This window comes from Microbacterium sp. 01T413_2 (genome assembly GCF_056398985.1).
This window is the reverse complement of the sequence record NZ_JBFTQL010000019.1, coordinates 16,176-37,663: the sequence shown is the minus strand read 5'-3', so window position 1 is coordinate 37,663 and position 21,488 is coordinate 16,176. Positions and strand designations below refer to the sequence as shown.

The 21,488-nt window shown below is 71.2% G+C and carries 18 protein-coding genes; 10 read left to right on the top strand and 8 right to left on the bottom strand.

Annotated features, from left to right (window positions below):
* The first annotated feature begins 111 nt into the window (after nucleotides 1–111).
* On the top strand, nucleotides 112–984 hold the full coding sequence (ddaH, locus tag AC1DMN_RS11240; protein WP_440734206.1) for a dimethylargininase: 873 nt from the start codon (nucleotides 112–114) through the stop codon (nucleotides 982–984).
* The gene (gene rocD, locus AC1DMN_RS11235) at nucleotides 984–2,225 is read left to right on the top strand and encodes an ornithine--oxo-acid transaminase (RefSeq protein ID WP_477230320.1); all 1,242 of its coding nucleotides are present in this window, start codon (nucleotides 984–986) and stop codon (nucleotides 2,223–2,225) included. Before ddaH ends, rocD begins: the two co-directional genes overlap by 1 nt.
* Before the next feature lie 153 nt (nucleotides 2,226–2,378).
* Here the strand turns inward: rocD and AC1DMN_RS11230 are convergent, their stop codons facing one another.
* The 7 genes from AC1DMN_RS11230 to AC1DMN_RS11200 form a co-directional block, all read right to left on the bottom strand.
* A complete protein-coding gene (locus tag AC1DMN_RS11230) occupies nucleotides 2,379–2,861 on the bottom strand; it encodes a GbsR/MarR family transcriptional regulator (protein WP_477230321.1) in 483 nt (160 codons plus the stop codon).
* A 7-nt stretch (nucleotides 2,862–2,868) separates the two neighbouring features.
* On the bottom strand, nucleotides 2,869–4,485 hold the full coding sequence (locus AC1DMN_RS11225) for an ABC transporter permease (protein ID WP_477230322.1): 1,617 nt from the start codon (nucleotides 4,483–4,485) through the stop codon (nucleotides 2,869–2,871).
* Complete coding sequence (locus AC1DMN_RS11220) at nucleotides 4,482–5,462, bottom strand: ABC transporter ATP-binding protein (RefSeq protein ID WP_477230323.1); 981 nt, start codon at nucleotides 5,460–5,462, stop codon at nucleotides 4,482–4,484. Before AC1DMN_RS11220 ends, AC1DMN_RS11225 begins: the two co-directional genes overlap by 4 nt.
* 77 nt (nucleotides 5,463–5,539) lie before the next feature.
* Complete coding sequence (locus tag AC1DMN_RS11215; RefSeq protein ID WP_477230324.1) at nucleotides 5,540–7,189, bottom strand: molybdopterin-dependent oxidoreductase; 1,650 nt, start codon at nucleotides 7,187–7,189, stop codon at nucleotides 5,540–5,542.
* A gap of 177 nt (nucleotides 7,190–7,366) precedes the next feature.
* On the bottom strand, nucleotides 7,367–8,611 hold the full coding sequence (locus AC1DMN_RS11210; protein WP_440734200.1) for a multidrug effflux MFS transporter: 1,245 nt from the start codon (nucleotides 8,609–8,611) through the stop codon (nucleotides 7,367–7,369).
* Entirely contained in the window at nucleotides 8,608–9,996 is a 1,389-nt protein-coding gene (locus AC1DMN_RS11205; protein WP_477384256.1) for an MFS transporter, read from the bottom strand. The genes AC1DMN_RS11210 and AC1DMN_RS11205 overlap by 4 nt, the downstream gene beginning before the upstream one ends.
* Nucleotides 9,997–10,001: 5 nt before the next feature.
* A complete protein-coding gene (locus AC1DMN_RS11200; RefSeq protein WP_440734199.1) occupies nucleotides 10,002–10,448 on the bottom strand; it encodes a MarR family winged helix-turn-helix transcriptional regulator in 447 nt (148 codons plus the stop codon).
* A 118-nt stretch (nucleotides 10,449–10,566) separates the two neighbouring features.
* Here AC1DMN_RS11200 and AC1DMN_RS11195 point away from each other — a divergent pair, with 118 nt between their 5' ends.
* From AC1DMN_RS11195 to AC1DMN_RS11160, 8 genes are all read left to right on the top strand, one after another.
* On the top strand, nucleotides 10,567–11,310 hold the full coding sequence (locus AC1DMN_RS11195) for a copper homeostasis protein CutC (protein WP_477230325.1): 744 nt from the start codon (nucleotides 10,567–10,569) through the stop codon (nucleotides 11,308–11,310).
* Between the two features lie 115 nt (nucleotides 11,311–11,425).
* The gene (locus AC1DMN_RS11190; RefSeq protein WP_477230326.1) at nucleotides 11,426–12,295 is read left to right on the top strand and encodes an alpha/beta fold hydrolase; all 870 of its coding nucleotides are present in this window, start codon (nucleotides 11,426–11,428) and stop codon (nucleotides 12,293–12,295) included.
* A 41-nt stretch (nucleotides 12,296–12,336) separates the two neighbouring features.
* Nucleotides 12,337–13,386 (top strand): lipoyl protein ligase domain-containing protein, encoded by a 1,050-nt coding sequence (locus AC1DMN_RS11185; RefSeq protein WP_477230327.1) that lies wholly within the window; start codon nucleotides 12,337–12,339, stop codon nucleotides 13,384–13,386.
* A 77-nt stretch (nucleotides 13,387–13,463) separates the two neighbouring features.
* Entirely contained in the window at nucleotides 13,464–14,459 is a 996-nt protein-coding gene (locus AC1DMN_RS11180) for a DNA-methyltransferase (RefSeq protein ID WP_477230364.1), read from the top strand.
* Nucleotides 14,460–14,495: 36 nt separating this feature from the next.
* The gene (locus AC1DMN_RS11175; RefSeq protein WP_477230328.1) at nucleotides 14,496–15,071 is read left to right on the top strand and encodes a helix-turn-helix domain-containing protein; all 576 of its coding nucleotides are present in this window, start codon (nucleotides 14,496–14,498) and stop codon (nucleotides 15,069–15,071) included.
* A gap of 194 nt (nucleotides 15,072–15,265) precedes the next feature.
* The gene (gene speB, locus AC1DMN_RS11170; RefSeq protein ID WP_441976861.1) at nucleotides 15,266–16,237 is read left to right on the top strand and encodes an agmatinase; all 972 of its coding nucleotides are present in this window, start codon (nucleotides 15,266–15,268) and stop codon (nucleotides 16,235–16,237) included.
* The gene (locus AC1DMN_RS11165; RefSeq protein WP_477230329.1) at nucleotides 16,234–17,901 is read left to right on the top strand and encodes a thiamine pyrophosphate-binding protein; all 1,668 of its coding nucleotides are present in this window, start codon (nucleotides 16,234–16,236) and stop codon (nucleotides 17,899–17,901) included. Before speB ends, AC1DMN_RS11165 begins: the two co-directional genes overlap by 4 nt.
* A gap of 105 nt (nucleotides 17,902–18,006) precedes the next feature.
* Nucleotides 18,007–19,497 carry a sodium:solute symporter family protein gene (locus tag AC1DMN_RS11160; RefSeq protein ID WP_440734428.1) on the top strand — a complete coding sequence of 497 codons (1,491 nt, stop codon included), beginning with the start codon at nucleotides 18,007–18,009 and terminating at the stop codon, nucleotides 19,495–19,497.
* A 173-nt stretch (nucleotides 19,498–19,670) separates the two neighbouring features.
* On the opposite strand, the gene AC1DMN_RS11155 is transcribed toward AC1DMN_RS11160, so the two are convergent.
* Nucleotides 19,671–21,413 (bottom strand): PHP domain-containing protein, encoded by a 1,743-nt coding sequence (locus AC1DMN_RS11155; protein ID WP_477230330.1) that lies wholly within the window; start codon nucleotides 21,411–21,413, stop codon nucleotides 19,671–19,673.
* Nucleotides 21,414–21,488: the final 75 nt, after the last annotated feature.

Sequence of the window (21,488 nt, the reverse complement as noted above, 5' to 3'; positions counted from 1 at the left end):
CGACGGCGTGCCCGTGTCGCACCTTCTCCGCACATCCGCGATGTACCGGATCGAAGGACCGCCGGGCCTCAGGACAGCGTCCGCCGCGACCGAAGATTCGCAAGGAGCCTCATGTCGACGCCTGAGACCGCCACCGTCACGCCGGCCCGTACCGCGCACCACCGCCGGTACCTGATGTGCAAGCCCGAGCACTTCACGGTGAACTACAGCATCAACCCGTGGATGGAGCCGGCGAACCCCACCGACACGGCCAAGGCCGTCGCGCAGTGGCAGAAGCTGTACGACCTGTACCTCGAGCTGGGCCATGAGGTCGAGCTCATCGAGCCGCTCGCCGGCTACCCCGACATGGTCTACACCGCCAACGGCGGCTTCGTCATCGGCGGCCGCGCCTACGTGCCCTCGTTCTACTACGAGCAGCGCCAGGGCGAGTCCCCGGCGTTCGCTGACTGGTTCCGCACCCACGGCTTCGACACCGTCATGCCGAAGGAGATCAACGAGGGTGAGGGCGACTTCCTGCTCGCGGGTGACGTGATCCTCGCCGGCACGGGCTTCCGCTCCGCCGGTGACAGCCACCGCGAGGTGAGCGAGGTCTTCGGTCGCGAGGTCGTGACCCTGACCCTCGTCGACCCGCGCTTCTACCACCTCGACACGGCGCTGACCGTGCTCGACCCCGTGATCGGCGAGGAGAACGGTGGGCCCGAGGCCGCCAACATCGCCTACCTGCCGCACGCCTTCGACGACGCCTCGCAGCGGATCCTCGCCGAGCGCTTCCCCGACGCGATCCTGGTCTCGGACGAGGACGGCGCCGTGTTCGGCCTCAACTCGGCGAGCGACGGCTACAACGTGATCATCTCGCCGCGTGCCACGGGCTTCGAGAAGCAGCTGCGCGAGCGCGGCTACAACCCGCTCACGGTCGACCTCAGCGAGCTGCTGCTCGGCGGCGGCGGCATCAAGTGCTGCACCCTGGAACTGCGGGGCGCGTGATGACGCCCGAGCAGGTCAGGGAGTACGCAGAGCACGGGACGATCGGCGGGCAGGATCCCGATGCCGGCGCCGAGCCGCACGTGGCGCGCAACTACGCGCCGCTCGACGTCACGATCGCCCGCGCCGAGGGCGCCTGGGTGACCGATGTCGAGGGCAAGCGCTACCTCGACCTGCTCGCGGCGTACTCCGCCGTGAACTTCGGGCACCGTCACCCCGCACTCGTCTCCGCCCTCGAGGAGCAGCTSGGCCGCGTCGCACTCACCAGCCGCGCCTTCCGCAACGACCGGCTCGAGCCGTTCGCCGCCGCGCTCGCGCGACTGTGCGGCAAGGACCTGGTGCTGCCGATGAACACCGGCGCCGAGGCCGTCGAGACCGGCATCAAGGTCGCGCGCGCCTGGGGCTACCGCGTCAAGGGCGTGCGCCCGGATGCGGCGCGCATCGTCGTCGCGCACGGCAACTTCCACGGCCGCACGACGACCATCGTCGGCTTCAGCGACGACGAGTCGGCGCGCGACGGGTTCGGTCCGTTCACGCCCGGCTTCGATGCGGTGCCGTACGCCGACGCGGAGGCGATCGCCGCCGCCATCACCGACGACACCGTCGCCGTGCTCATCGAGCCGATCCAGGGCGAGGGCGGCGTGGTCATCCCGCCCGAGGGCTACCTGCGCCGCGTGCGCGAGATCTGCACCGAGCGGAACGTGCTGTTCATCGCCGACGAGATCCAGTCCGGCCTCGGTCGTGTCGGCGAGACCTTCGCGTGCGACCGCGAGGGCGTCGTGCCCGACCTGTACCTGCTCGGCAAGGCCCTCGGCGGCGGGATCCTCCCCGTCTCCGCGGTCGTCGGCAACGAGGACGTGCTGGGCGTCATCCGCCCGGGCGAGCACGGATCCACCTTCGGCGGCAATCCGCTCGCCGCGGCCGTCGGACTGCGCGCGGTCGAGATGCTCGAGTCGGGGGAGTTCCAGGAGCGCGCCCGCGCGCTCGGGCAGCACCTGCGCGAAGGGCTCGAGACGTTCCTCGGCCACGGGGTCACGGAGGTGCGCGTCGCGGGTCTCTGGGCCGGCGTCGACATCGATCCGGCCCGCGGCACAGGCCGCGAGATCGCGGAGAAGCTGCTGGACCGGGGGGTGCTCGTGAAGGACACCCACGGTCAGACCATCCGCATCGCCCCGCCCATCGTGGTGCGCGCGACCGAGCTGGACTGGGCGCTCGAGCAGCTCCGGGTTGTGCTCGGGAGCTGACGCCGGTCCGACGGGGTCGTTGAGCGACGACGCCGAAGCGACGGAGACGAAACGGGGTGCCCTTGCGGGTGACCGCGTTTCGTCTCGCTCGGCCTTCGGCCGTGCTCGCTCAACGGCCCCATTTCGGCGTCACTCCGACAGGCGGCGCGTGTTTCACAGCCCGGCGCGATGCGCCTCCCACTCGTCGACGAGCTCGGGCATCCGGCGCGCCATGAARCGGAAGAACTCCGCCATCTCGGCGGCACGGTCCCGCGCGGCGTGGTCGTCGTCGTGCTCGGCGCCGATCGCCTCGATGTGCGCGGCGAGGCGCTCGTAGATCGGGCCGTTGTTCGTCATCAACCCGTACCAGGTGTCCGGGATGATGACGTAGTGGTCGCGGCGACGATCGGGGCGCGAGACGCGGCGGATGACCTGGATCGTCTGGAGATAGCGCACGGCGCCCGACACGGCCGCGGCGCTGATGCCGAGCCTGTCGGCGAGATCCGCGGCGCTGTACCCTTCCGCGGGTGCGGCGATGAGCGCCATCATCACGCGACCCGGCATGCGCGGGAAGCCGACCGCGGTGATCATCGCCGCGGCCGCCTCCGCCGCATCCACGCCGTGGTGCACCGGCGCCTCCGGTTCCTGCATGCTCATGACCCCATCATCCCGCCGCACGCAGCTCGCGGCGCCGCATGAGCGTCAGCACGGCCGCCGCGCCGGCCGCGACCACCAGCACGAGCCACCACGTCCCGCGCGCATCGACCTCACCGTTCGCTACGATCGGGGTGACCGAGAACGGCGAGAACCGCGTGGTCCACTCCGGCAGCCCGAACAGCGGACCGAACAGGCCGAACAGCGTCGCCAGGAGCAGGAGCGCCCAGGCGGCGGCGATCGTGCCGCGGGGCACCAGCACGAACACGAGCCCGGTCAGCACGATGAACACGCAGGCGGCGAGGCCCTGACCGAGCCCGACCACGGTGACGACCCGAGCGAGCGACGACGCGTGCGCGTTGCCGGCGAGACCGGCGTAGGCGGCGAGCATCGCGGCAGCCACGACGATCGCGATCGCGGCGGTCGCCACAACCAGGTAGTCGGCCAGCCACCGCACCCGTCCGACCGGGAGCGCCAAGACGCTTTCCGCGGTGCCGTGCGCCTCCTCCTGCCGGGCTCGCGCGACGATCTGCACGGCGGCGCAGGCGGCCAGGATCCCCAGCATCGTGAAGAACACCGAGACGACGGTCTCTTCGAGATCACCGGCCTTGCCGATCTTCTCGAGCAGCTGCTGCACCGCAGGGTTCTGCCCGGAGATCTGCCCGGCCAGCCCCGACAGCTTGGTCGCGAGCACGCCGGTCAGTGCGCCGCCGACAGCCCAGCCGATGATGGCGCCGTTGGTCAGCCGCCACACGAGTGCGTGCGGCGTCGACAACGCGGGCCGCGCGTGCACCCGTCCGGGGCGCGCCGGGACGAAGCCCTCGCCGATGTCGCGCGCGGACTGCAGCGTCACGGCAATCACCGCGATGACGAGGCCGAACGCGAGTCCGAGCAGCGCCGGCCACGCGTCGTTCGTGTCGTAGGGGCGCGCCTGCTCGGCCCAGCCGAACGGCGAGACCCACACGAGGCCGGAGCTGCTGATGCGCGTGAGGTCGTCGCTCGGCGTTCCGGCGACGTTGCCGATGCCGTTGATCAGGAACGTGCAGACGAGGATCCACACCGTGAGCGCGTTCGCCCCGCGCGAGGTGCGCATGAGCTGCGCGGCGATGAGGCCGATCCCGAGGAAGGCGATCCCGGTCGTCGCGGAGGTCGCGCCCATGAGCCAGGATCCGGCGGGCTCGAGCTTCGAGCCGATCAGTGCGAGCGCGACCAGCACGCCGAGGATGAGGTTCGCCGCGACGCCGTGGATGGTCGTGGCGATCGTCGGGAGAGCGCGTCCGACCGGCGTGGCGGCGACGAGCTCGGCACGGCCCGCCTCCTCGTCGCCGCGGGTGTGCCGCACAGCGAGGAAGGTGCTCATGAGGGCCGCGAGCATCGTCAGCCACGGCAGGATCTCGAAGGAGAGGAACTGTCCCTCCGAGGCGCCGGACGGCAGGCCGCGGAACATCATGATGACCGGGTTCGCCATCACGGCCGCGAGCACCTCGACGCGGTCCTTGAGGGTGGCGTACGACTGGGTGACGCCCGCATAGCCCGCGTAGGCCATGAGCACGGTGGCGAGGATCCAGAGCAGCAGCTGCAGCCAGTCGCGACGCAGGCGCTGCTTCAGCAGGGTGGCGAGCATCATGACTCCTTCGCGGCGGCGCGACGGGACGCGCGAGTCCCCGCGCCGGTCGATCCCTCGTCCTCGGCGGCGCGGAGCGCAGCGAGGTCGTCGCCGTAGTGCCGCAGGAACAGCTCCTCCAGGGAGGGTGGCTCGATGCGCAGGCCGGTGACCGCGCGCTGGGCGAGCACCGGGAGCACGGCGGGGATCGCATCGCTGTCGACCGTGAAGCGCGCGCGGCCGTCATCGATCGTGCCGTCGTGAGCCTCGGGGATCCCGGCGAACGCGGAGGCGTCCGCCGCCTCGAACGACACCTCGGTGCGGGTGAGGTGGCGCAGCTCCTGCAGCGTGCCCGATTCGACGATGCGCCCGGCGCGGATGATGCTGACGCGGTCGCAGAGCAGCTCGACCTCCGACAGGATGTGGCTGGAGAGCAGCACCGTCGCGCCGCCGCGGCGGAGCCGCTGCACCTCGTCGCGGAAGACGACCTCCATCAGCGGATCCAGCCCGCTGGTCGGCTCGTCGAGGATGTACAGGTCGGCGGGGACGGAGAAGGCGGCGATGAGGGCGACCTTCTGCCTGTTGCCCTTCGAGTAGGCGCGGCCCTTCTTGCGCGGGTCGAACTGGAACGCCGTCATCAGGCGCTCCCGCTCCGCGCGGTAGGCGGCGTCCTTGGTCGCAGCTCCCCGCAGGCGCGCGAGGAAGTCGATCGCTTCGCCGCCGGAGAGATTCGGCCACACGCTGACGTCGCCGGGCACGTAGGCGACGCGGCGGTGGATGCTCACGGCCGACGTCCAGGGGTCCTCGCCGAAGACCGTGGCGGATCCGCCGGTCTTTCGGGCGAGGCCCAGCAGGATCCGGATCGTGGTGGACTTGCCGGCCCCGTTCGGGCCGAGGAAGCCGTGCACCTGGCCCTCGTCGACGCTGAGGTCCAGTCCGTCGAGCGCGTGCACGCGGCCGTAGTGCTTGGTGAGGCCGTCGGTGCGAATGATCGTGTTCATGGCGGTGATGCTACGCCGATTTCACAAATTCGTGAAGCAAGTGAAGCATTTGGATTCCGTGAGGATCCTGGGCCGGCTCAGGCGTTCACCGTGACGCCGATSGTGTGCCAGCCGGTCGCGCCGTCCGGCGCCGGGGGWGCSGTCTGCGCGGTCTGCACGGTGCCGTCGGCGCCGATCGCCCGGCAGCGGAGAGTGCGCTGTCCGGCCGTCGCCGTCCACGGCAGCCGCCACTGCACCCAGGTGTCGGCGGAGATCGCCGGGGCGAGTTCGGCGCGCTGCCACGGGCCGTCGTCGACCTGCACCTCGACCGCGGAGACGCCGGCGTGCGGCTGCCACGCCACCCCCGCGATCACCGTGTCGCCGGCTGAGACAGGGCCGCGGGGCACGTCGATACGCGATTCGAGCTTGATCGGGCCGCGCTCCGACCAGCCGCGCGCCGTCCAGTACGCGGTGGCGCGGTCGAAGCGGGTGACCTCCAGATCCGTGACCCACTTCGTCGCCGAGACGTATCCGTACAGACCCGGCACCACCATGCGCACCGGGAAGCCGTGCTCGAACGGCAGCGGTTCGCCGTTCATGCCGATCGCGAGCAGCGCGTCGCGGTCGTCGGTGAGCGCCTCCAGCGGCGTACCCGCGGTGAAACCGTCTGCGGAGGTGGACAGCACCATGTCGGCGTCGGCGGACGGCTGCGCCTTCGCCAGCAGCTCGCGGATCGGGTAGCCGAGCCAGACGGCATTGCCGATGAGGTCGCCGCCGACCTCGTTCGACACGCAGGACAGCGTCGCGGCGTTCTCCACGAGCGGGAGCGCCAGCAGTTCATCCCAGGTCAGCTCGACCTCGTGCGCGACCATGCCGTGGATGCGCAGCCGCCATTTCGCGGGATCCACTTGCGGCACGACGAGCGCGGTGTCGATGCGGTAGAAGTCGGCGTTCGGGGTGATCAACGGGCTCAGGCCGTCGACCTTCAGCGCGGCGCCGGCCGGGATCGGGGCGGCAGGAGTCGCGGGCTTCGGCAGGTGCAGCGCGGCGCGCACGGTGCCGACGGCGACGGATCCGGCACGGCCGGCGGTGGCGGCGACGGCCGCGAGGATCCCGACCGCGGCGGTGCCGACGGTCCACGCGAGGAAATGGCGGCGCGAGGCACCGCCCGGTGCAGGGCGCGCGACGAGTGCGTCCGGCCCGTCGGGTGCGGTCGGGATCGCGTCCCCCCAGGGTCGCGAGACTGCTTCTGCGCTCCGAGACTGCGGTTCTCGTCTGCTGTCTCGCGACGCAGATGCAGTCTCGCGGTCGGGTAGACGCTTCACGAGCATGCGCAGCACGAGGGCGGCGGCGATCCCGGACAGCAGCGCCGGCAGCCACGACAGGGTGGCGGCGTCGGCACGCAGCGGGGCGAGCAGCGAGACTGCGGCCCCGAGAACCACGAATCCGGCGACGCCGATGCCGCGCCAGCGTCGCTCGCAGAGTCCGAGCGCGGCCGCCACAGCGAGCAGCACGATCGCGATCCCGGTGAGCAGCGCCGCCTTGTCGCCGGTGCCGAACAACGCGATCGCCGTGTCCTTCGCCCAGGCCGGGGCGGCGTCGATCAGGGTGCCGCCGACCACGGCGAACGGGCTGGACGAGGGCGCCAGCAGCGTCGCGATGAGCTCGCCGGCGCCGATCCCGAGCAGGGCCGCGGCGGTGCCGGCGGCTGCGGCCCCTGCCCTGTCGCGCGAAGCGGATCCGGTCATGCACTCAGCGTACGAATCCCCGGGATTCGAGGGGCGCCGAGATCACGGATCCGTAAGAACTTCGCAGTTCCACCCTGCTCACTGGACGCGAATTGCGTCTTTGCCGCGGGCGAGGCCGCACTTTGCGACCAGTGAGCGGAGGTGGGCCGGTCGCGATCGGGCGCGGGGCGGATCCGGTCAGCCTCGTGCGCGTGTGATGCGCCCGGTCGCGGCGAGCAGGGCCAGCGCGGCGGCGAACGCGACCAGCATGGTGGCGCCCATCAGAGTCGCGGACACCCCCGCCCGCGACAGCAGTGGCGGCACCAGCGCGCCCAGCAACGCGGCGAGTGTTCCGAGCACGGCGGAGGCGGATCCGGCCCCGCGGGTGATGCGGCCCAGCGCCAGGGCGGTCAGCGTCGGGTTGTTCACGCCGTGCAGGCCGACGAGCAGGAACAGCGGCGCGAGCAGCCACGGCAGCGGGCTGTGCAGCAGCCCGCTCAGCAGCACGGCCGCGGCTGCTGCGGTGCCGAGGGTGAGCGAGATCAGCACGACGCGGCGAGCGTCGAGGCGGCCGCGGCCCTCGGTCCCTGAGGTCCTCGAAGGGCGGCGCGCGAGGCGCCGGCTGATCCAGGCGCCCAGCATGATGCCTCCGGCATTCACGGCGAAGATCAGCGCGAAGCCCTGCGCATCGACGCCGAACTGGTTCTGCAGCACGAACGATGACATCTGCAGATAGGTGAAGAACCCGGCAGAGGCCAGGCCCAGGGTGAGCGCGAACACCATGAACGGCCCGTTGCCGAGAGCCGCCCCGATGCCGCGCAGGTCGTTGCCGAGCCCGCCGGTGGTGCGTTCGGCGCGGGGGTGCGTCTCCGGCACGAACAGTGCCGCCGTCAGCAGCAGCAATGCGCCGATCGCGCCCAGCGCGACGAACAGGCCGCGCCAGTCGGTGAAGGTCAGCAGCGCGCCGCCCAGCAGAGGCGCGAGCACCGGGGCCGCGCCCGCGATCGCCGTGAGCGCGGCGAACGCCGCTGTCGCCTCCGCCCCCGCGTACACGTCGTGCACGACGGCACGGGCGATCGCCATCCCCGCTGCGCCGCACAGCCCCTGCAGCAGTCGCACAAGGATCAGCAGCTCGATCGACGGCGAGACCGCGCACACGAGCGAGGCGACCGCGAAGCCCGCCACGGCCCACAGCAGTGGACGGCGGCGCCCGTAGCGGTCGCTGATCGGACCCCACAGCAGCTGGCCCAGGGCGAGCCCGATGAGGCACGCGCTCATGGTCACCTGGGCGAGCGCCTCCGTCGTGTGCAGCTCGTGGCCGAGCGCGGGCAGCGCCGGAATGTACAGATCCATCGAGAGCGGCCCGAACGCCGAGAGCGCGCCGAGCGCGGGCAGCAGCGAACGACGGGCACGTGCGTTCTCGGCCGAGGATGCGTCGCTCACTCGTCGTCGCCCGAGCCGTGGCGGCCGACTCCGTCGGGGCGTTCCCCGGCGTTCGAGCCCGCCGCGCGCGGCTCGACCCGGATCGGCGTGGTCGCGCTCGTGATCGGCGGGGTCACGGCGCGCCGCATCGCCTCGACCACCCGCACCGGACGCGTCTCATCGAGGGTGAGCAGGAAGCGGGACTCCTCCCGGCGATGCAGCCGCCCGGAGTAGAGCATCCAGCCGGCGCCGATCGCGAACGACAGCAGTCCCGCGGCGCCGCCGACCATGATCGCCGCGCGCGGCCCGAACGCGTCGGCCACCCAGCCCGCGATCGGGGCGCCGATCGGGGTCGCGCCCATCACGACGGCCATGTACAGCGCGAGCACGCGGCCGCGCAGGGCCGGATCCGTCGTCGTCTGCACGTATCCGTTCGCCGTCGTGAGCATGGTCACCGTGGAGAATCCGACGAACACGAGCGTGACGGCGTAGGAGACGTAGTTCGGCATCTGCGCCGAGACGATCGATGCGACGCCGAACCCGCCGGCGGCGATCATGAGCACCCGCACCCTGGCACGATCGCGGCGTGCGGCCAGCAGGGCCCCGGTGAGGGATCCGATCGCGAGCACCGAGCTGAGCACGCCGTAKCCGTCKGCCTGCTTGTGGAAYTCSAGCGCCATGGTCGASGCGAAGATCGGGAAGTTCATGCCGAACGCGCCGATGAGGAASACCATCGCGAAGACGACCAGGAGATCCGGCCGGCTGCCCACGTACCGCATGCCCACGATGAGCCCGCCGGCGCGGCGGTTCTTCGGGCGGGGCATGAGCTCGCGGGTGCGGATCAGGAGCAGCGCCACGATCATCGCGAGGAACGTGGCCGCGTTCGCGACGAACACCCAGCCGGATCCGAGGGCGACGATCGCGAGGCCGCCGACGGCAGGGCCGATCAGGCGCGCCATGTTGAAGGACGCGGAGTTCAGCGCGACGGCGTTCGAGGCGTTCTCCATCGAGACCATGTCGGACACGAACGCCTGCCTCGCGGGCGCGTCGAATGCGTTCGCGACGCCGAAGCACGCCGCGAACACGAGCATGAGCGGCAGGGTCATCACGTGCGTGAGCAGGAGCACGGCGACCGCGATGGCGAGCGCCATCAGGGTGCTCTGCGTGACGAGCAGGATCCGGCGCCGKTCGAAGCGGTCGGCGACCCGTCCGGTGAGCCCGACCAGCACGAGGGGCGGCCCGAACTGCAGCGCCATGGTCGCGCCCATCGCCGTGGCGTCGTTGTGCGTGAGCTCGGTCAGCACGACCCAGTCCTGCGCGGTCGACTGCATCCAGCCGCCGATGTTCGAGACGATCGCGCCGAAGAACCAGATCCGGTAGTTGAAGACCCCGAAGGAGCGGAACATCTGGCTCACAGCTCGGCCAGCTTCCGCATCAGGATGCTGGCCTCGTGGAGCACGGTGAGCTCGCGGCTCGTCAGGCCGAGTTCGGTGATCTCGGCGACCAGGAGCTCCGTGCGCCGCTCCAGCGTCTCGACCACGACCTTCTCACCGGCGGCGGTGATCTCCACGTGCACACGGCGCCGGTCCTGGTCATCGGGGATCCGGGTGACGTAGCCCTGCTCCTCGAGCCCGGTCACGACCGCGCTCATCGTGGGGGCGGTGACGCGCTCGCGATCGGCGAGCGCGGTGAGGGAGTGGCGGCCGTGCGCGCGGAGCGCGGCGAGCACGCCGAGCTGGGCGTCGCTCATCGCCGTGTTGCGGCTGTCCACGGCGCGCACGGAGCGCAGGCGGCGGGCGAGTCGGAACGTGGCGAGGCGCAGTTCGGTGGCGGTCTCGTGCAGGTTCTCGGTAGTCATTGCTTAGATAGCCTAACTAAGTATTCGAGAACCTGGGGCTGGATCGGAGTAGGCAGGAGGCTGAACAAATGCCAGCGCGTCCGTTCCGCTCGCATCGGCGACCGGTGAGAATGGACGAATGCCCCTCGCGCTCGAAGTCGCCGTTCAGGACGCTGCCGGAGTACGTGTCGCCCGGGAGATCGGCGCCCGCCGCGTGGAGCTGACCCAGGCCCTGGCCCTCGGCGGGCTCACGCCGTCGCCGGCGACGCTCGAGCTCGCGGTGGAGGCGGCATCGCACGGCGGTCCCGAGGTGCACGTGCTGGTGCGTCCGCGTGCGGGCGGGTTCCACTACGACGCGGAGGAGATCGCGACCGCAGTGCGCGACGTGCGCTGGATGCTCGCCCACGGCGCGGCCGGTGTGGTGATCGGTGCGCAGACGGCCGCCGGCGAGCTCGACGCGGATGCCCTGACGCGCCTGCGCGACGCGGCCCGCGAAGCGAGCCCTGACGCCGCCGTCACCCTGCACCGGGTGATCGACGTCACCCCGGATCCGCGGGCCGGGCTCGATGTCGCGCTCGCCCTGGGTCTCACGCGCGTGCTGACCTCGGGTGGGGCGTCGGCCGCATGCGACGGCGTGGACGTGCTGCGCGCTCTGGTCGCGGCAGCCGCGGGCCGGATCGAGGTGATGGCCGGCAGCGGCGTCACCGCGGCGAACGCGGCCGAGATCGCCGCGACCGGTGTGGACGCCCTGCACTTCTCCGCCAAGCGCACGGTCGCCGCGTCCGGATCCGTACGGATGGGATCCGCAGCCGACGACGGCGGCGGCCATGAGGTCACGGACCTGGAGGAGGCCCGCGCGGTCTGCGCCGCGCTCGGGCTCTGACACGAGCCGGCGCATCGACGCGGGTCGCCCCGCGATGCGGCCTCGGTGAGCGCGCCGACCGCGTCATCTGCCGACCCGATGCGGCGTGCGGGCGTGGGATCCGTAGACTCGGGGCATGGCTGAGCCCCGCACCGCCGAGTTCACCGACGCACACGGCATCGCGATCGTCTACGACGTCCATCCCGCCGCCTCCGGCGTCGCCCCGCGTGGAGTGGTGCAACTGCTGCACGGCGTGGGCGAGCACGCGGGTCGCTACGGCGCGCTGATCGCAGCGCTCACCGCCGCCGGGTTCACGGTCTACGCCGACGACCACCGCGGGCACGGGCGCACGGGCATGAAGCAGCACGGCGACGCGGCGAAGCTGGGCCGGCTAGGCCCCGGCGGCATCCGCGCGGTCGTCGCCGACGAGTGGCAGCTGACCGAGCTCATCCGCGGTGAGAACCCGGGGCTCCCGCTCGTGCTGCTGGGGCACTCCTGGGGGTCGTTCCTCGCGCAGATGGTGCTCAACGCACACCCTGAGGCGTACGACGCCGTGATCCTCACCGGATCCGCCCACCGCACCCCGACCGACCTCAACTCGATGCCGCTGAACGCGCGATGGAAGGGGCCGGACGCGCACGGACTGGAGTGGCTCACGCGTGACCCTGCGGTGTGGGAGGCGTTCCGCGCCGACCCGCTGACGACCGAGGTGCCGCTGCTGAAGCTGTTCGGGCCGATCGAGGCCGCGCGCCTCTACGGGCGCCCGGGCAAGGACTATCCGAACGACGTGCCGGTGCTGCTCATGGTCGGCCGCGACGACCCTGTGGGCGGACCGCGCAGCGTGCACCGCCTCGCCGACGACTACCGCAACCGCTCGGGCCTCAGCGACGTCACCACGCTGGTCTACCCCGACGCGCGCCACGAGATCTTCAACGAGCTGCAGCAGGCCGAGGTGCGCGCCGACCTGCTCGCCTGGCTCGACAAGCGCGTCCCCTCCCGCGACTGAGCCGCGGGGCCGCGGGGGCTCGCGCCGCGTAGGCTGGACCGGTGCACGGTGAGTACAAGGTTCCTGGCGGCAAGCTGGTCGTCGTCGACTTCGAGGTGACGGACGGCGTGATCTCCGACTTCCGGCTGGCGGGGGACTTCTTCCTCGAGCCGGACGACGCCCTCGACGACATCAACGCCGCGGTCACGGGGCTGCCCGTCGAGACGGACGCATCGGCCATCGCCGCCGCCGTGCGCGCCGCGCTGCCCACGGGCGCGCAGCTGCTCGGACTCACGCCGGAGGCCGTCGGCACCGCGGTGCGCCGCGCCCTCGTCACGGCGCCGGGCTGGCGCGACTTCGACTGGGAGATCCTGCACGACAAGGCCGTCTCGCCGCGGATGAACCTCGCCCTCGACGAGGTGCTCACCACCCGCGTCGGCGAGGGTCGGCGCCGTCCCACGCTGCGGATCTGGGAGTGGGACGAGTCCGCGGTCGTGATCGGATCCTTCCAGTCCTATCGCAACGAGGTGGATCCGGCCGGGGCTGCGAAGCACGGCTTCGACGTCGTCCGCCGGATCTCCGGCGGCGGCGCCATGATGATGGCGGCCGGCCAGATCATCACCTACTCGCTGTACGTGCCGGCGACCCTCGTGCAGGGCATGACGTTCGCCGATTCCTACGCCTTCCTCGACGACTGGGTGCTGCAGGCGCTGCGCTCGCTCGGCATCGACGCCGTCTACCAGCCGCTCAACGACATCGCCGGCCCCAGTGGCAAGATCGGCGGCGCCGCGCAGAAGCGCCTCGCGAACGGCGGAGTGCTGCACCACGCCACGCTCTCCTACGACATCGACGGTCAGATGATGACCGAGGTGCTGCGGATCGGGCGCGAGAAGCTCAGCGACAAGGGCACCGCCTCCGCGGCCAAGCGCGTGGATCCGCTGCGCAGCCAGACAGGCCTCAGCCGCGCCGAGATCATCGAGCGGTTCAAGGACACCTTCCGCGCCGTCACCGGCGCCGAGGACGGCACGATCGCCGCCGACGAATACGAGGCGGCGGAGGACCTGGTGCGCACGAAGTTCGCCACCGAGGCGTGGCTGCACCGGGTTCCGTGAGCGGCGCTCCAGAGCCGGTCGCCGAGGTCGCCGAGGCAGCTCCGGTCGCTGAGCCTGTCGAAGCGTCCGGCCACGGCGTGGTCCCTTCGACAAGCTCAGGGACCGGATCGAACTCGGGCGCGCGAACCGGAGTCGTCGAGATCGTGCACGGCGAGGCGCTCGACGTGGCCCGCACGCTGGCCGACGGATCCTTCACGCTCGTCTACCTGGATCCGCCGTTCAATACCGGCCGCACGCAGGAGCGGCATGCCGTCTCGAGCCGCCGTGCCGACCGACCGGCGGACGCAACTCAGGATGGATCCGGGGAATCGACCGATTCCGCGCCCGAAATCCGGGGATCCACGAAATCCATCCTGAGAACGGAACAGCGCACCCCCGAGGAGCGCCCTCGTGAGGTCAACCACGGCTTCCACGGGCACCGCTACGAGCGGGTGCGCGAGCTGCTGCACGCCTACGACGACCGCTTCGACGACTACGGCGACTTCCTGATGCCGCGGCTCGAGGAGGCCTGGCGGCTGCTCGCCGACGACGGCACGCTGTACCTGCACCTCGATTATCGCGAGGCGCACTACGCCAAGGTCATGCTCGACGCGGTGTTCGGGCGGGACTGCTTCCTGAACGAGATCATCTGGGCGTACGACTACGGCGCCAAGCCGCGCACCCGCTGGCCCACGAAGCATGACACGATCCTCGTCTACGTGAAGACGCCGGGCGGGCACGTGTTCAACGTCGACGACATCGAGCGCGAACCGTACATGGCGCCGAGCCTGGTGAGCGCGGCGAAGCGCGAGCGCGGCAAGCTCCCGACGGACGTCTGGTGGCACACGATCGTGCCGACGTCGGGGCGGGAGAAGACCGGGTATCCGACCCAGAAGCCGGAGGGGATCCTGCGCCGCATGATCCAGGCGTCGAGTCGCCCGGGAGATCGGATCCTGGACCTGTTCGCCGGATCCGGCACCGCGGGCGCCGTCGCGTCCGCGCTCGGCCGCGACGCCCTGCTCGTGGACGTCAGCCCGGAGGCGGTGCGGGTGATGCGGCAGCGGATCCCGCATGCGACGCTTCGCGAGGGCTGACCGGGGCGCCCGGGAACTCGGGTAGCGTGTGGATCCATGCGCTCCCTGCCCGTGGATCCGAACAGCCGACCGGTCGCGATCGGTTCGCGGTTGCGTGCGGCGCGCAAAGCGCAGTACCTCACGATCGACGAAGTCGCTGAGGTCACCGGCCTGACCAAGGGCTTCCTCTCGCGCGTCGAGCGCGATCTGACCTCGCCGAGCGTGGCGTCGCTCATCACGCTGTGCGACGTGCTCTCGATCTCGGTCGGCTCGCTGTTCGAGGCCCCCGACGTGCGGGTGGTCCCGGCCGGCACCGGCCCGCAGATCAACTTCGGCGGCACGGGGGTCGAGGAGCGGCTGCTCTCGCCCCGTGGGGAGTCGCGCGTGCAGGTCATGCGCTCGACGGTCTCCGCCGGCGGACACGGTGGCGGGCAGCTGTACACGATCGCTGCCGAGGTCGAGGTGATGCACGTGCTGAGCGGGCGGGTCTCGGTGCGCTTCTCGGATCGGGACTGGCAACTCGGTCCCGGCGACACGGTCACCTTCCGCGGCAGCGAGCCGCACAGCTGGCGCACCGAGGGCGACGAGGGCGCCGAGCTGATCTGGGTCTTCGCGCCCGCGGCCTGGGCCTGACGGCGAGACCCCGCGGAGCCGTCGGAGGCCGATCGCCGGCCCTGCGCCGGTGCTGAGGACGAGATCCGGTTCGAGGCCTTGACGTGCGTCCTGCGCGGCTGCTAGATTCGCGCACATCGAAAGTTGTCAAATAGGCAACTAAGGATTCATCCAGAACAACTCTTGGATGAGTATGGTGCGTCGAGGAGGTCGCCGTGGTGGTTCCGATTGGTCCTGTCGACAGTTCGCTGATCCCGAGGTACGCCGGGCGCGACGGGTTCGCCAGGCTCCCGCGTCTGGACCAGGTCGGACGCGCCGACATCGTGGTCGCCGGGGTTCCGTTCGACAGCGGGGTCTCCTACCGCTCCGGAGCACGGTTCGGGCCGAATCACATCCGTGAGGCCTCGCGGCTGCTGCGCCCGTACAACCCTGCGCTCGACGTCTCGCCGTTCGAGCTCGCCCAGGTCGCCGACGCCGGCGACATCGCGGCGAACCCGTTCAACATCGGCGAGGCGATCGAGACGATCGAGCAGGCCGCGCTCGACCTCACCGCTGACGACACCCGGCTGGTGATGTTCGGCGGCGATCACACGATCGCGCTGCCGCTGCTGCGCGCCGCCGCCAAGCGGCACGGGCCGGTCGCGCTGCTGCACTTCGACGCGCACCTGGACACCTGGGACACCTACTTCGGCGCGGAGTACACGCACGGCACGCCGTTCCGCCGGGCGTTCGAAGAGGGCATCATCGACACCGAGGCGCTCAGCCACGTCGGCACGCGCGGACCGCTCTACGGCAAGAAGGACCTCGAGGACGACCGTCGCTTCGGGTTCGGCATCGTCACGAGCGCCGACGTCTACTACCAGGGCGTCGTCGAGACCGTCGCGAAGCTGCGGGACCGCATCGGCGACCGCCCGCTGTACATCTCGATCGACATCGACGTGCTGGACCCCGCGCACGCCCCCGGCACCGGCACCCCCGAGGCCGGCGGCATCACGAGCCGGGAGATCCTCGAGATCCTGCGCGGCTTCCGCGGGCTGAACATCATCGGCGCCGACGTCGTCGAGGTCGCGCCGGCCTATGACCACGCCGAGCTCACCGGCGTCGCGGCCTCGCACATCGCGTACGACCTGGTGTCGCTGCTCGCGGACAAGCACGCGGCCGATGCCGCGGAAAGGGCCTCCGCATGACGGAGCACATCCGCAACGGCGGTGACGTGGTTGTCGAGACGCTGACCGCGCTCGGCGTCTCGCACATCTTCGGCATCCCGGGGCAGCACGCCCTCGGCCTGTTCGACGCGATCCGCCGCAGCGACCTCGAGTTCGTCAGCTCACGCGTCGAGAACAACTCCGCCTTCGGTGCAGACGGCTATGCCCGCGCGACCGGCGAGGTCGCGGTCATGTTCGTCTCGACCGGGCCGGGAGCCCTCACCGCCCTCGGTGCGCTGCAGGAGCCGTACGCGACCGGCGTACCGGTGCTCGTGATCAGCGCGCAGATCCCCCGCCGAGGTCTCGGCGGGCAGAAGAACGGTCTGCTGCACCAGCTCGACGATCAGCAGCGCAGCGCGCAGAACGTCACCAAGAGCACCGCGCTGGTGCGCGACTCGGCGCACATTCCGAGCGCGATCCTGGAGGCCTGGGAGCTCGCCCAGACCGTACCGGCGGGCCCGGTCTGGGTGGAAGTGCCGCAGGACGTGCTGCTGGACCCCGCGACGATCCCCGTGGTTCGCGACCTCTCCGCCGCGGTCCCGGACCGCCCGGCCCGAGCCGAGCTCGTCGACGAGGCTGCGCGCCTGCTCGCCGGAGCCGAGCGGCCGGCGATCCTCGCCGGTGGCGGGGTGCGCAGGTCGGCGACCGGATCCGCGGAGCTGCTGCGCGTGGCCGAGGCGCTCGGCGCGCCGGTCGTCTCGACGGCGGGCGGCAAGGGTGCGATCCGCTTCGACCACCCGCTCTCCGCCGCGAGCTGGATCGAGGATCGCTGCACGACCGACCTCCTGGAGGACGCGGACGTGCTGCTGGTGATCGGCAGCACGATCGGCGAGGTCACCAGCAACTACTTCACCTTCGCCCCCCGCGGGCGGCTGATCCAGATCGACGCCGAGCCGCGCGCTCTGGGGTCGAACTATCCGGTGCTGGGAATCCACGCCGACGCCGGTCTCGCGCTCAGCGCGATCGCGGACGCGCTGGARGGATCCGGATCCGCCGACGGATCCGCGGATCCGGAAACCGTCGAGGCCGCGCGGCAGGATGCGAACCTCCGCGGCGCCCGGATCGCGGCCGAGCTGCGCGCGAGAGTCGAGGAGCGCCTCGCAGGCCAGGACCTCGCGACCGAACGGAACCTCCTGCGCGACCTGCGCGCGGCGGTGCCATCCGACGCGCAGACCTTCTGGGACATGACGATCGCGGCCTACTGGGCGTGGTCGGCGTGGGATTCGCAGGACGGTGGGTTCCACTCCGCGCAGGGCGCGGGCGGGCTCGGGTTCGCGTTCCCCGCGGCCATCGCCGCCGCGATCGGCACGGGCCGGCGCACACTCGCCGTCTCGGGCGATGGCGGCGCGATGTACTCGATCGCCGAGCTCGCCACTGCCCGACAGCACGACGCCGACGTGACCTGGCTGATCGTCGACGACGGCGGCTACGGGATCCTCCGCGAGTACATGGAGGGCGCCTTCGGGCAGGCCACGGCGACCGAGCTGGCACGGCCCGACTTCGTGGCGCTGTCCGCCGCGTTCGGCGTCCCCGCCTACGAAGCCACCCTCGACACCCTCGGCGAGATCCTCGCCGGCACCTTCCGGCAGTCCGGACCTGTCGTGGTCGTGCTGCCTGCGCTGCTGCGCATGTTCGAACTCACCTGACGCACGCCGGTCCTCGCCCGAGACGCCGGATCATCATTCGTCCCCTCCACGCACGACAAAGGAGCCCTCGTGGATATCGCCATCATCATCATCTACCTCGTCGCCATGCTGGCGTTCGGGTTCTGGGGCAAGACCAGGACCAAGAACTCCAAGGACTTCCTCGTCGCCGGGCGCCGCCTGGGCCCGGGGTTCTACACCGGGACCATGGCCGCGGTCGTGCTCGGCGGCGCGTCCACCGTCGGCGGCGTCGGCCTCGGCTACAAGTTCGGCATCTCCGGCATGTGGCTCGTCGTCGCGATCGCCGTCGGCCTGCTGCTGCTGAGCCTGCTGTTCGCCCCGGCCATCCAGCGGCTGAAGGTGTACACGGTCGCTCAGATGCTGCAGCTGCGGTACGGCATCAACGGCACCCAGGCGTCCGGCATCGTGATGGCGCTCTACACGCTGATGCTCGTGGTCACCTCGACCATCGCGTACTCGACGATCTTCCACGTGCTGTTCGGCACGGAGCGCTGGGCGTCGATCACGATCGGCGCGGCCATCGTGATCATCTACTCGTCGATCGGCGGGATGTGGTCGATCACGCTGACCGACATGGTGCAGTTCATCATCAAGACCGTCGGCGTGTTCTTCCTGCTGCTGCCGTTCTCCTGGGCGCAGGCCGGCGGCTACGACGGCATCGTGAAGCGCCTCGGCGAGACGGTCGGCGCCTCGCACTTCGACCTGTTCGCCATCGGCGGCGACACCATCATCACGTACTTCGTGATCTACACCTTCGGCATGCTGATCGGCCAGGACATCTGGCAGCGCGTCTTCACGGCCCGCTCTCCGCAGGTCGCCCGCTGGGGCGGCACAGCGGCCGGCATCTACTGCGTGCTGTACGGCATCGCCGGCGCGCTCATCGGCACCGCGGCCGCGGCGGTGCTGCCGAAGGACGCCGTGAAGGACGACGTCTACGCCGCCATGGCCGAGCACGCCCTGCCGGTCGGCCTGTCCGGCATCGTGCTCGCCGCGGCCGTGGCCGCGATGATGTCGACGGCCTCGGGTGCGCTCATCGCCTCGGCGACCGTGGCCCGCGCCGACGTGATGCCGCTGCTGCGGCGTCTGGTGGGCCGGGGAACCGATCACAGCCACGACATCGGTCAGGGCAATCCCGAGCACGACATCCGCTCGAACCAGATCTACATCGTCGTCCTCGGCGTGGTCGCTACCCTCATCGCGCTCGTCCTCAATGATGTGGTCGCCGCACTCACTGTGGCCTATGACGTGCTGGTGGGCGGCCTGCTGGTCTCCATCCTCGGCGGCCTGATCTGGAAGCGCGCGAACGGCGCCGGCGCGATCGCGTCGATGATCGTCGGCACCGCCGTGACCCTCGGCAGCATGGTGGTCTACGGCATCATCGCCGGTGATGCGCTCTCGGGTGTGCTCGCGAACGAACCCATCTACTGGGGCCTGCTGTCCAGCGTCGTCGTGTACGTCGTGGTGAGCCTTGCGACCAAGCCCACGCCCGCGGATGTGCTGCAGCGCTGGGAGGACCGCAAGGCGGGCAACTTCGACGAGGAGACCGGCGTCGTCGTGGTCGAGCCGCAGCACCACTGAGCCCGACCGCACCCGGCGCGATCGCGGTCCGCGCGTCTGCGCCGGGTGCGACGATCAGCACAGGATGCGACGATCAGCACGCGGATCCGGCGGAAACGCGTGCTGATCGTCGCACTGTGTGCAGATCGTCACCGGTGCGGGGCCCCGCGCGACGCTGCGGGAGACCACAGGCCTCAGTGCACGTCGACGAACACCGGGTTCGCGTAGAACCACGTGTCCGACCACGGGTCGCCCTCGCCGTCGCCGTGCCGCTGCGGGCCCGCGGGATCGACGGCGGCACCGTGGTATCCGGCGCCGGTCCGGTTGCCGTCGCTGCCGCGGAACCGCACGTAGAACGGCCGGTCGACCCGTTCGAACACGTGCGTCAGGGTGAAGGTGCCGCGACTGCCCGTGGTGTCGAACTGGCGCACCACGCGCGTCTCGGGCGCACGCATGGCGTCGGCGTCCGCCGCGGTGCCCGTGACCGGCCCGGCGATCAGGTCGAGGTGCGCGAGCTGCGGCACGATCCCCGCGGCGTTCGCCGAGTCGGTCGTGGTCACCGTGATCGTGACGACCACGTCCTGTCCGCGCTTGGCCGTGAGCCGGCCGCCGAGCGTGACCGTCGTGCCCGCGGCATTGCCCCAGCCGCCGCCGTTGCCGTTGCCGCGGCCGTTGCCCTTGCCGGGCATCGTGGCTCCGACGCGGACGTCGAGCCCGGCGATGAGGTGGCCGTGGTCGACCCACATCCGGCCTCGGCGCATCGCCTCGAGCACGCCGGCGTAGGAGCGCGTCGTGACGCCCGTGTGCAGGCGCGAGAACTGTCCGGGCCAGAAGTCGCTGCCGCCCTGGGGCATCCCGGTGTCGACCGGGTCGGGCCGCATCCCGCGTACGGCCCAGCGGTCGAACTCGCTCGGCAGGCTCGCATACGGTTCACCGGCCGGGTAGTCCCCGATGCGCCAGGTGTCTTTCACGGTGAGGTGGTTGTCGGAGTTCGAGGTGATCCAGAACGGCTTGCCCTCGGCGAGCATCGCGTCCCAGAGTCCGCCGACGGTGGCGGTGGCCCAGTCGAACCCGCCGTACGGACGGTAGGCGTCCGCGGGGTAGGCCGCCCAGCTGTCCGGCCGCGGCGCGTTCACGTACTCGCCGCGCTGATCACCGGGTCCGGCATTCTGGCTGATCGCCGATCCCTGCGCACCGGGCGCGCCCTCCATGCCGATGAAGATGTCCGGATCCGCGTCGCGCCATCCGCGGAGCTCGTGGGGGGAGTCGATGCCGAGGCGCATCGGATGGTTCGCGAGCACGACGGCGTCGCCGAGGGCGCCGGCGGACTTCTGCGCGCCGAGCCAGGCGACCGCTTCGGCTGCACGGCGCTCGAAGTCCGCCATCTGGGCGGCGTCCGCCGGCTTGTCCCAGTGATTGAGCTTGCCGTCCCAGGCCAGCTCGAAGGCGCGCAGCAGGCGGATGTCGTCGGTGCCGGGGGTGATCAGCACGGTGGCGTGCTCGGCGGCCGGGATGTACCACTCCAGGCCCTGGAAGATCAGCATGCCGCGGGCATCCCGCTCCAGCTGGATGAGGTCGCGCGCGGTGGGCAGTCCGCGGTCGGCGTGGGCGAAGTTGCTGTGCTCCGTGAAGGCGAGCCAGTCGACGCCGTAGTGCTGTGCGGCGTCGAGCTGCTGGGCCATCCGGTACTTCGCGTCGTGGCTGAACTGCGTGTGCACGTGGTGGTCGCCCACGAGCCATGCCAGCTGCGGGTCGCCGGCGGGGCGCGTCGCGGATGTGCTCGCCATCGCTGCGCCGGCTCCGCCGAAGGCCGACAGCCCGCCGGCGGCGAGGGCGATACCGGCGGTGCGGAGGATGTCGCGGCGGGAGAAGCCCAGCGCGCGCAGTTCGGCGTCGGCGTCGAGGGCATGGGTGCGCGGGGCGTCATGGGTGTGCATCGGGCGCTTCCTTCGGAGTCGGGGACCCTGGGACCCTAGGCACTGCGGATGGACGGCGAGGAAACATCCGATGTC

Bases quoted from the DNA above. Each gene is read 5' to 3' on its own strand.
- ddaH (WP_440734206.1), top strand. From the start codon at position 112: ATGTCGACGCCTGAGACCGCCACCGTCACGCCGGCCCGTACCGCGCAC.
- AC1DMN_RS11225 (WP_477230322.1), bottom strand. From the start codon at position 4,485: ATGATGCTCGCCACCCTGCTGAAGCAGCGCCTGCGTCGCGACTGGCTG.
- AC1DMN_RS11220 (WP_477230323.1), bottom strand. From the start codon at position 5,462: ATGAACACGATCATTCGCACCGACGGCCTCACCAAGCACTACGGCCGC.
- AC1DMN_RS11200 (WP_440734199.1), bottom strand. From the start codon at position 10,448: ATGACTACCGAGAACCTGCACGAGACCGCCACCGAACTGCGCCTCGCC.
- AC1DMN_RS11195 (WP_477230325.1), top strand. From the start codon at position 10,567: ATGCCCCTCGCGCTCGAAGTCGCCGTTCAGGACGCTGCCGGAGTACGT.
- AC1DMN_RS11190 (WP_477230326.1), top strand. From the start codon at position 11,426: ATGGCTGAGCCCCGCACCGCCGAGTTCACCGACGCACACGGCATCGCG.
- AC1DMN_RS11175 (WP_477230328.1), top strand. From the start codon at position 14,496: ATGCGCTCCCTGCCCGTGGATCCGAACAGCCGACCGGTCGCGATCGGT.
- AC1DMN_RS11160 (WP_440734428.1), top strand. From the start codon at position 18,007: ATGCTGGCGTTCGGGTTCTGGGGCAAGACCAGGACCAAGAACTCCAAG.
- AC1DMN_RS11155 (WP_477230330.1), bottom strand. From the start codon at position 21,413: ATGCACACCCATGACGCCCCGCGCACCCATGCCCTCGACGCCGACGCC.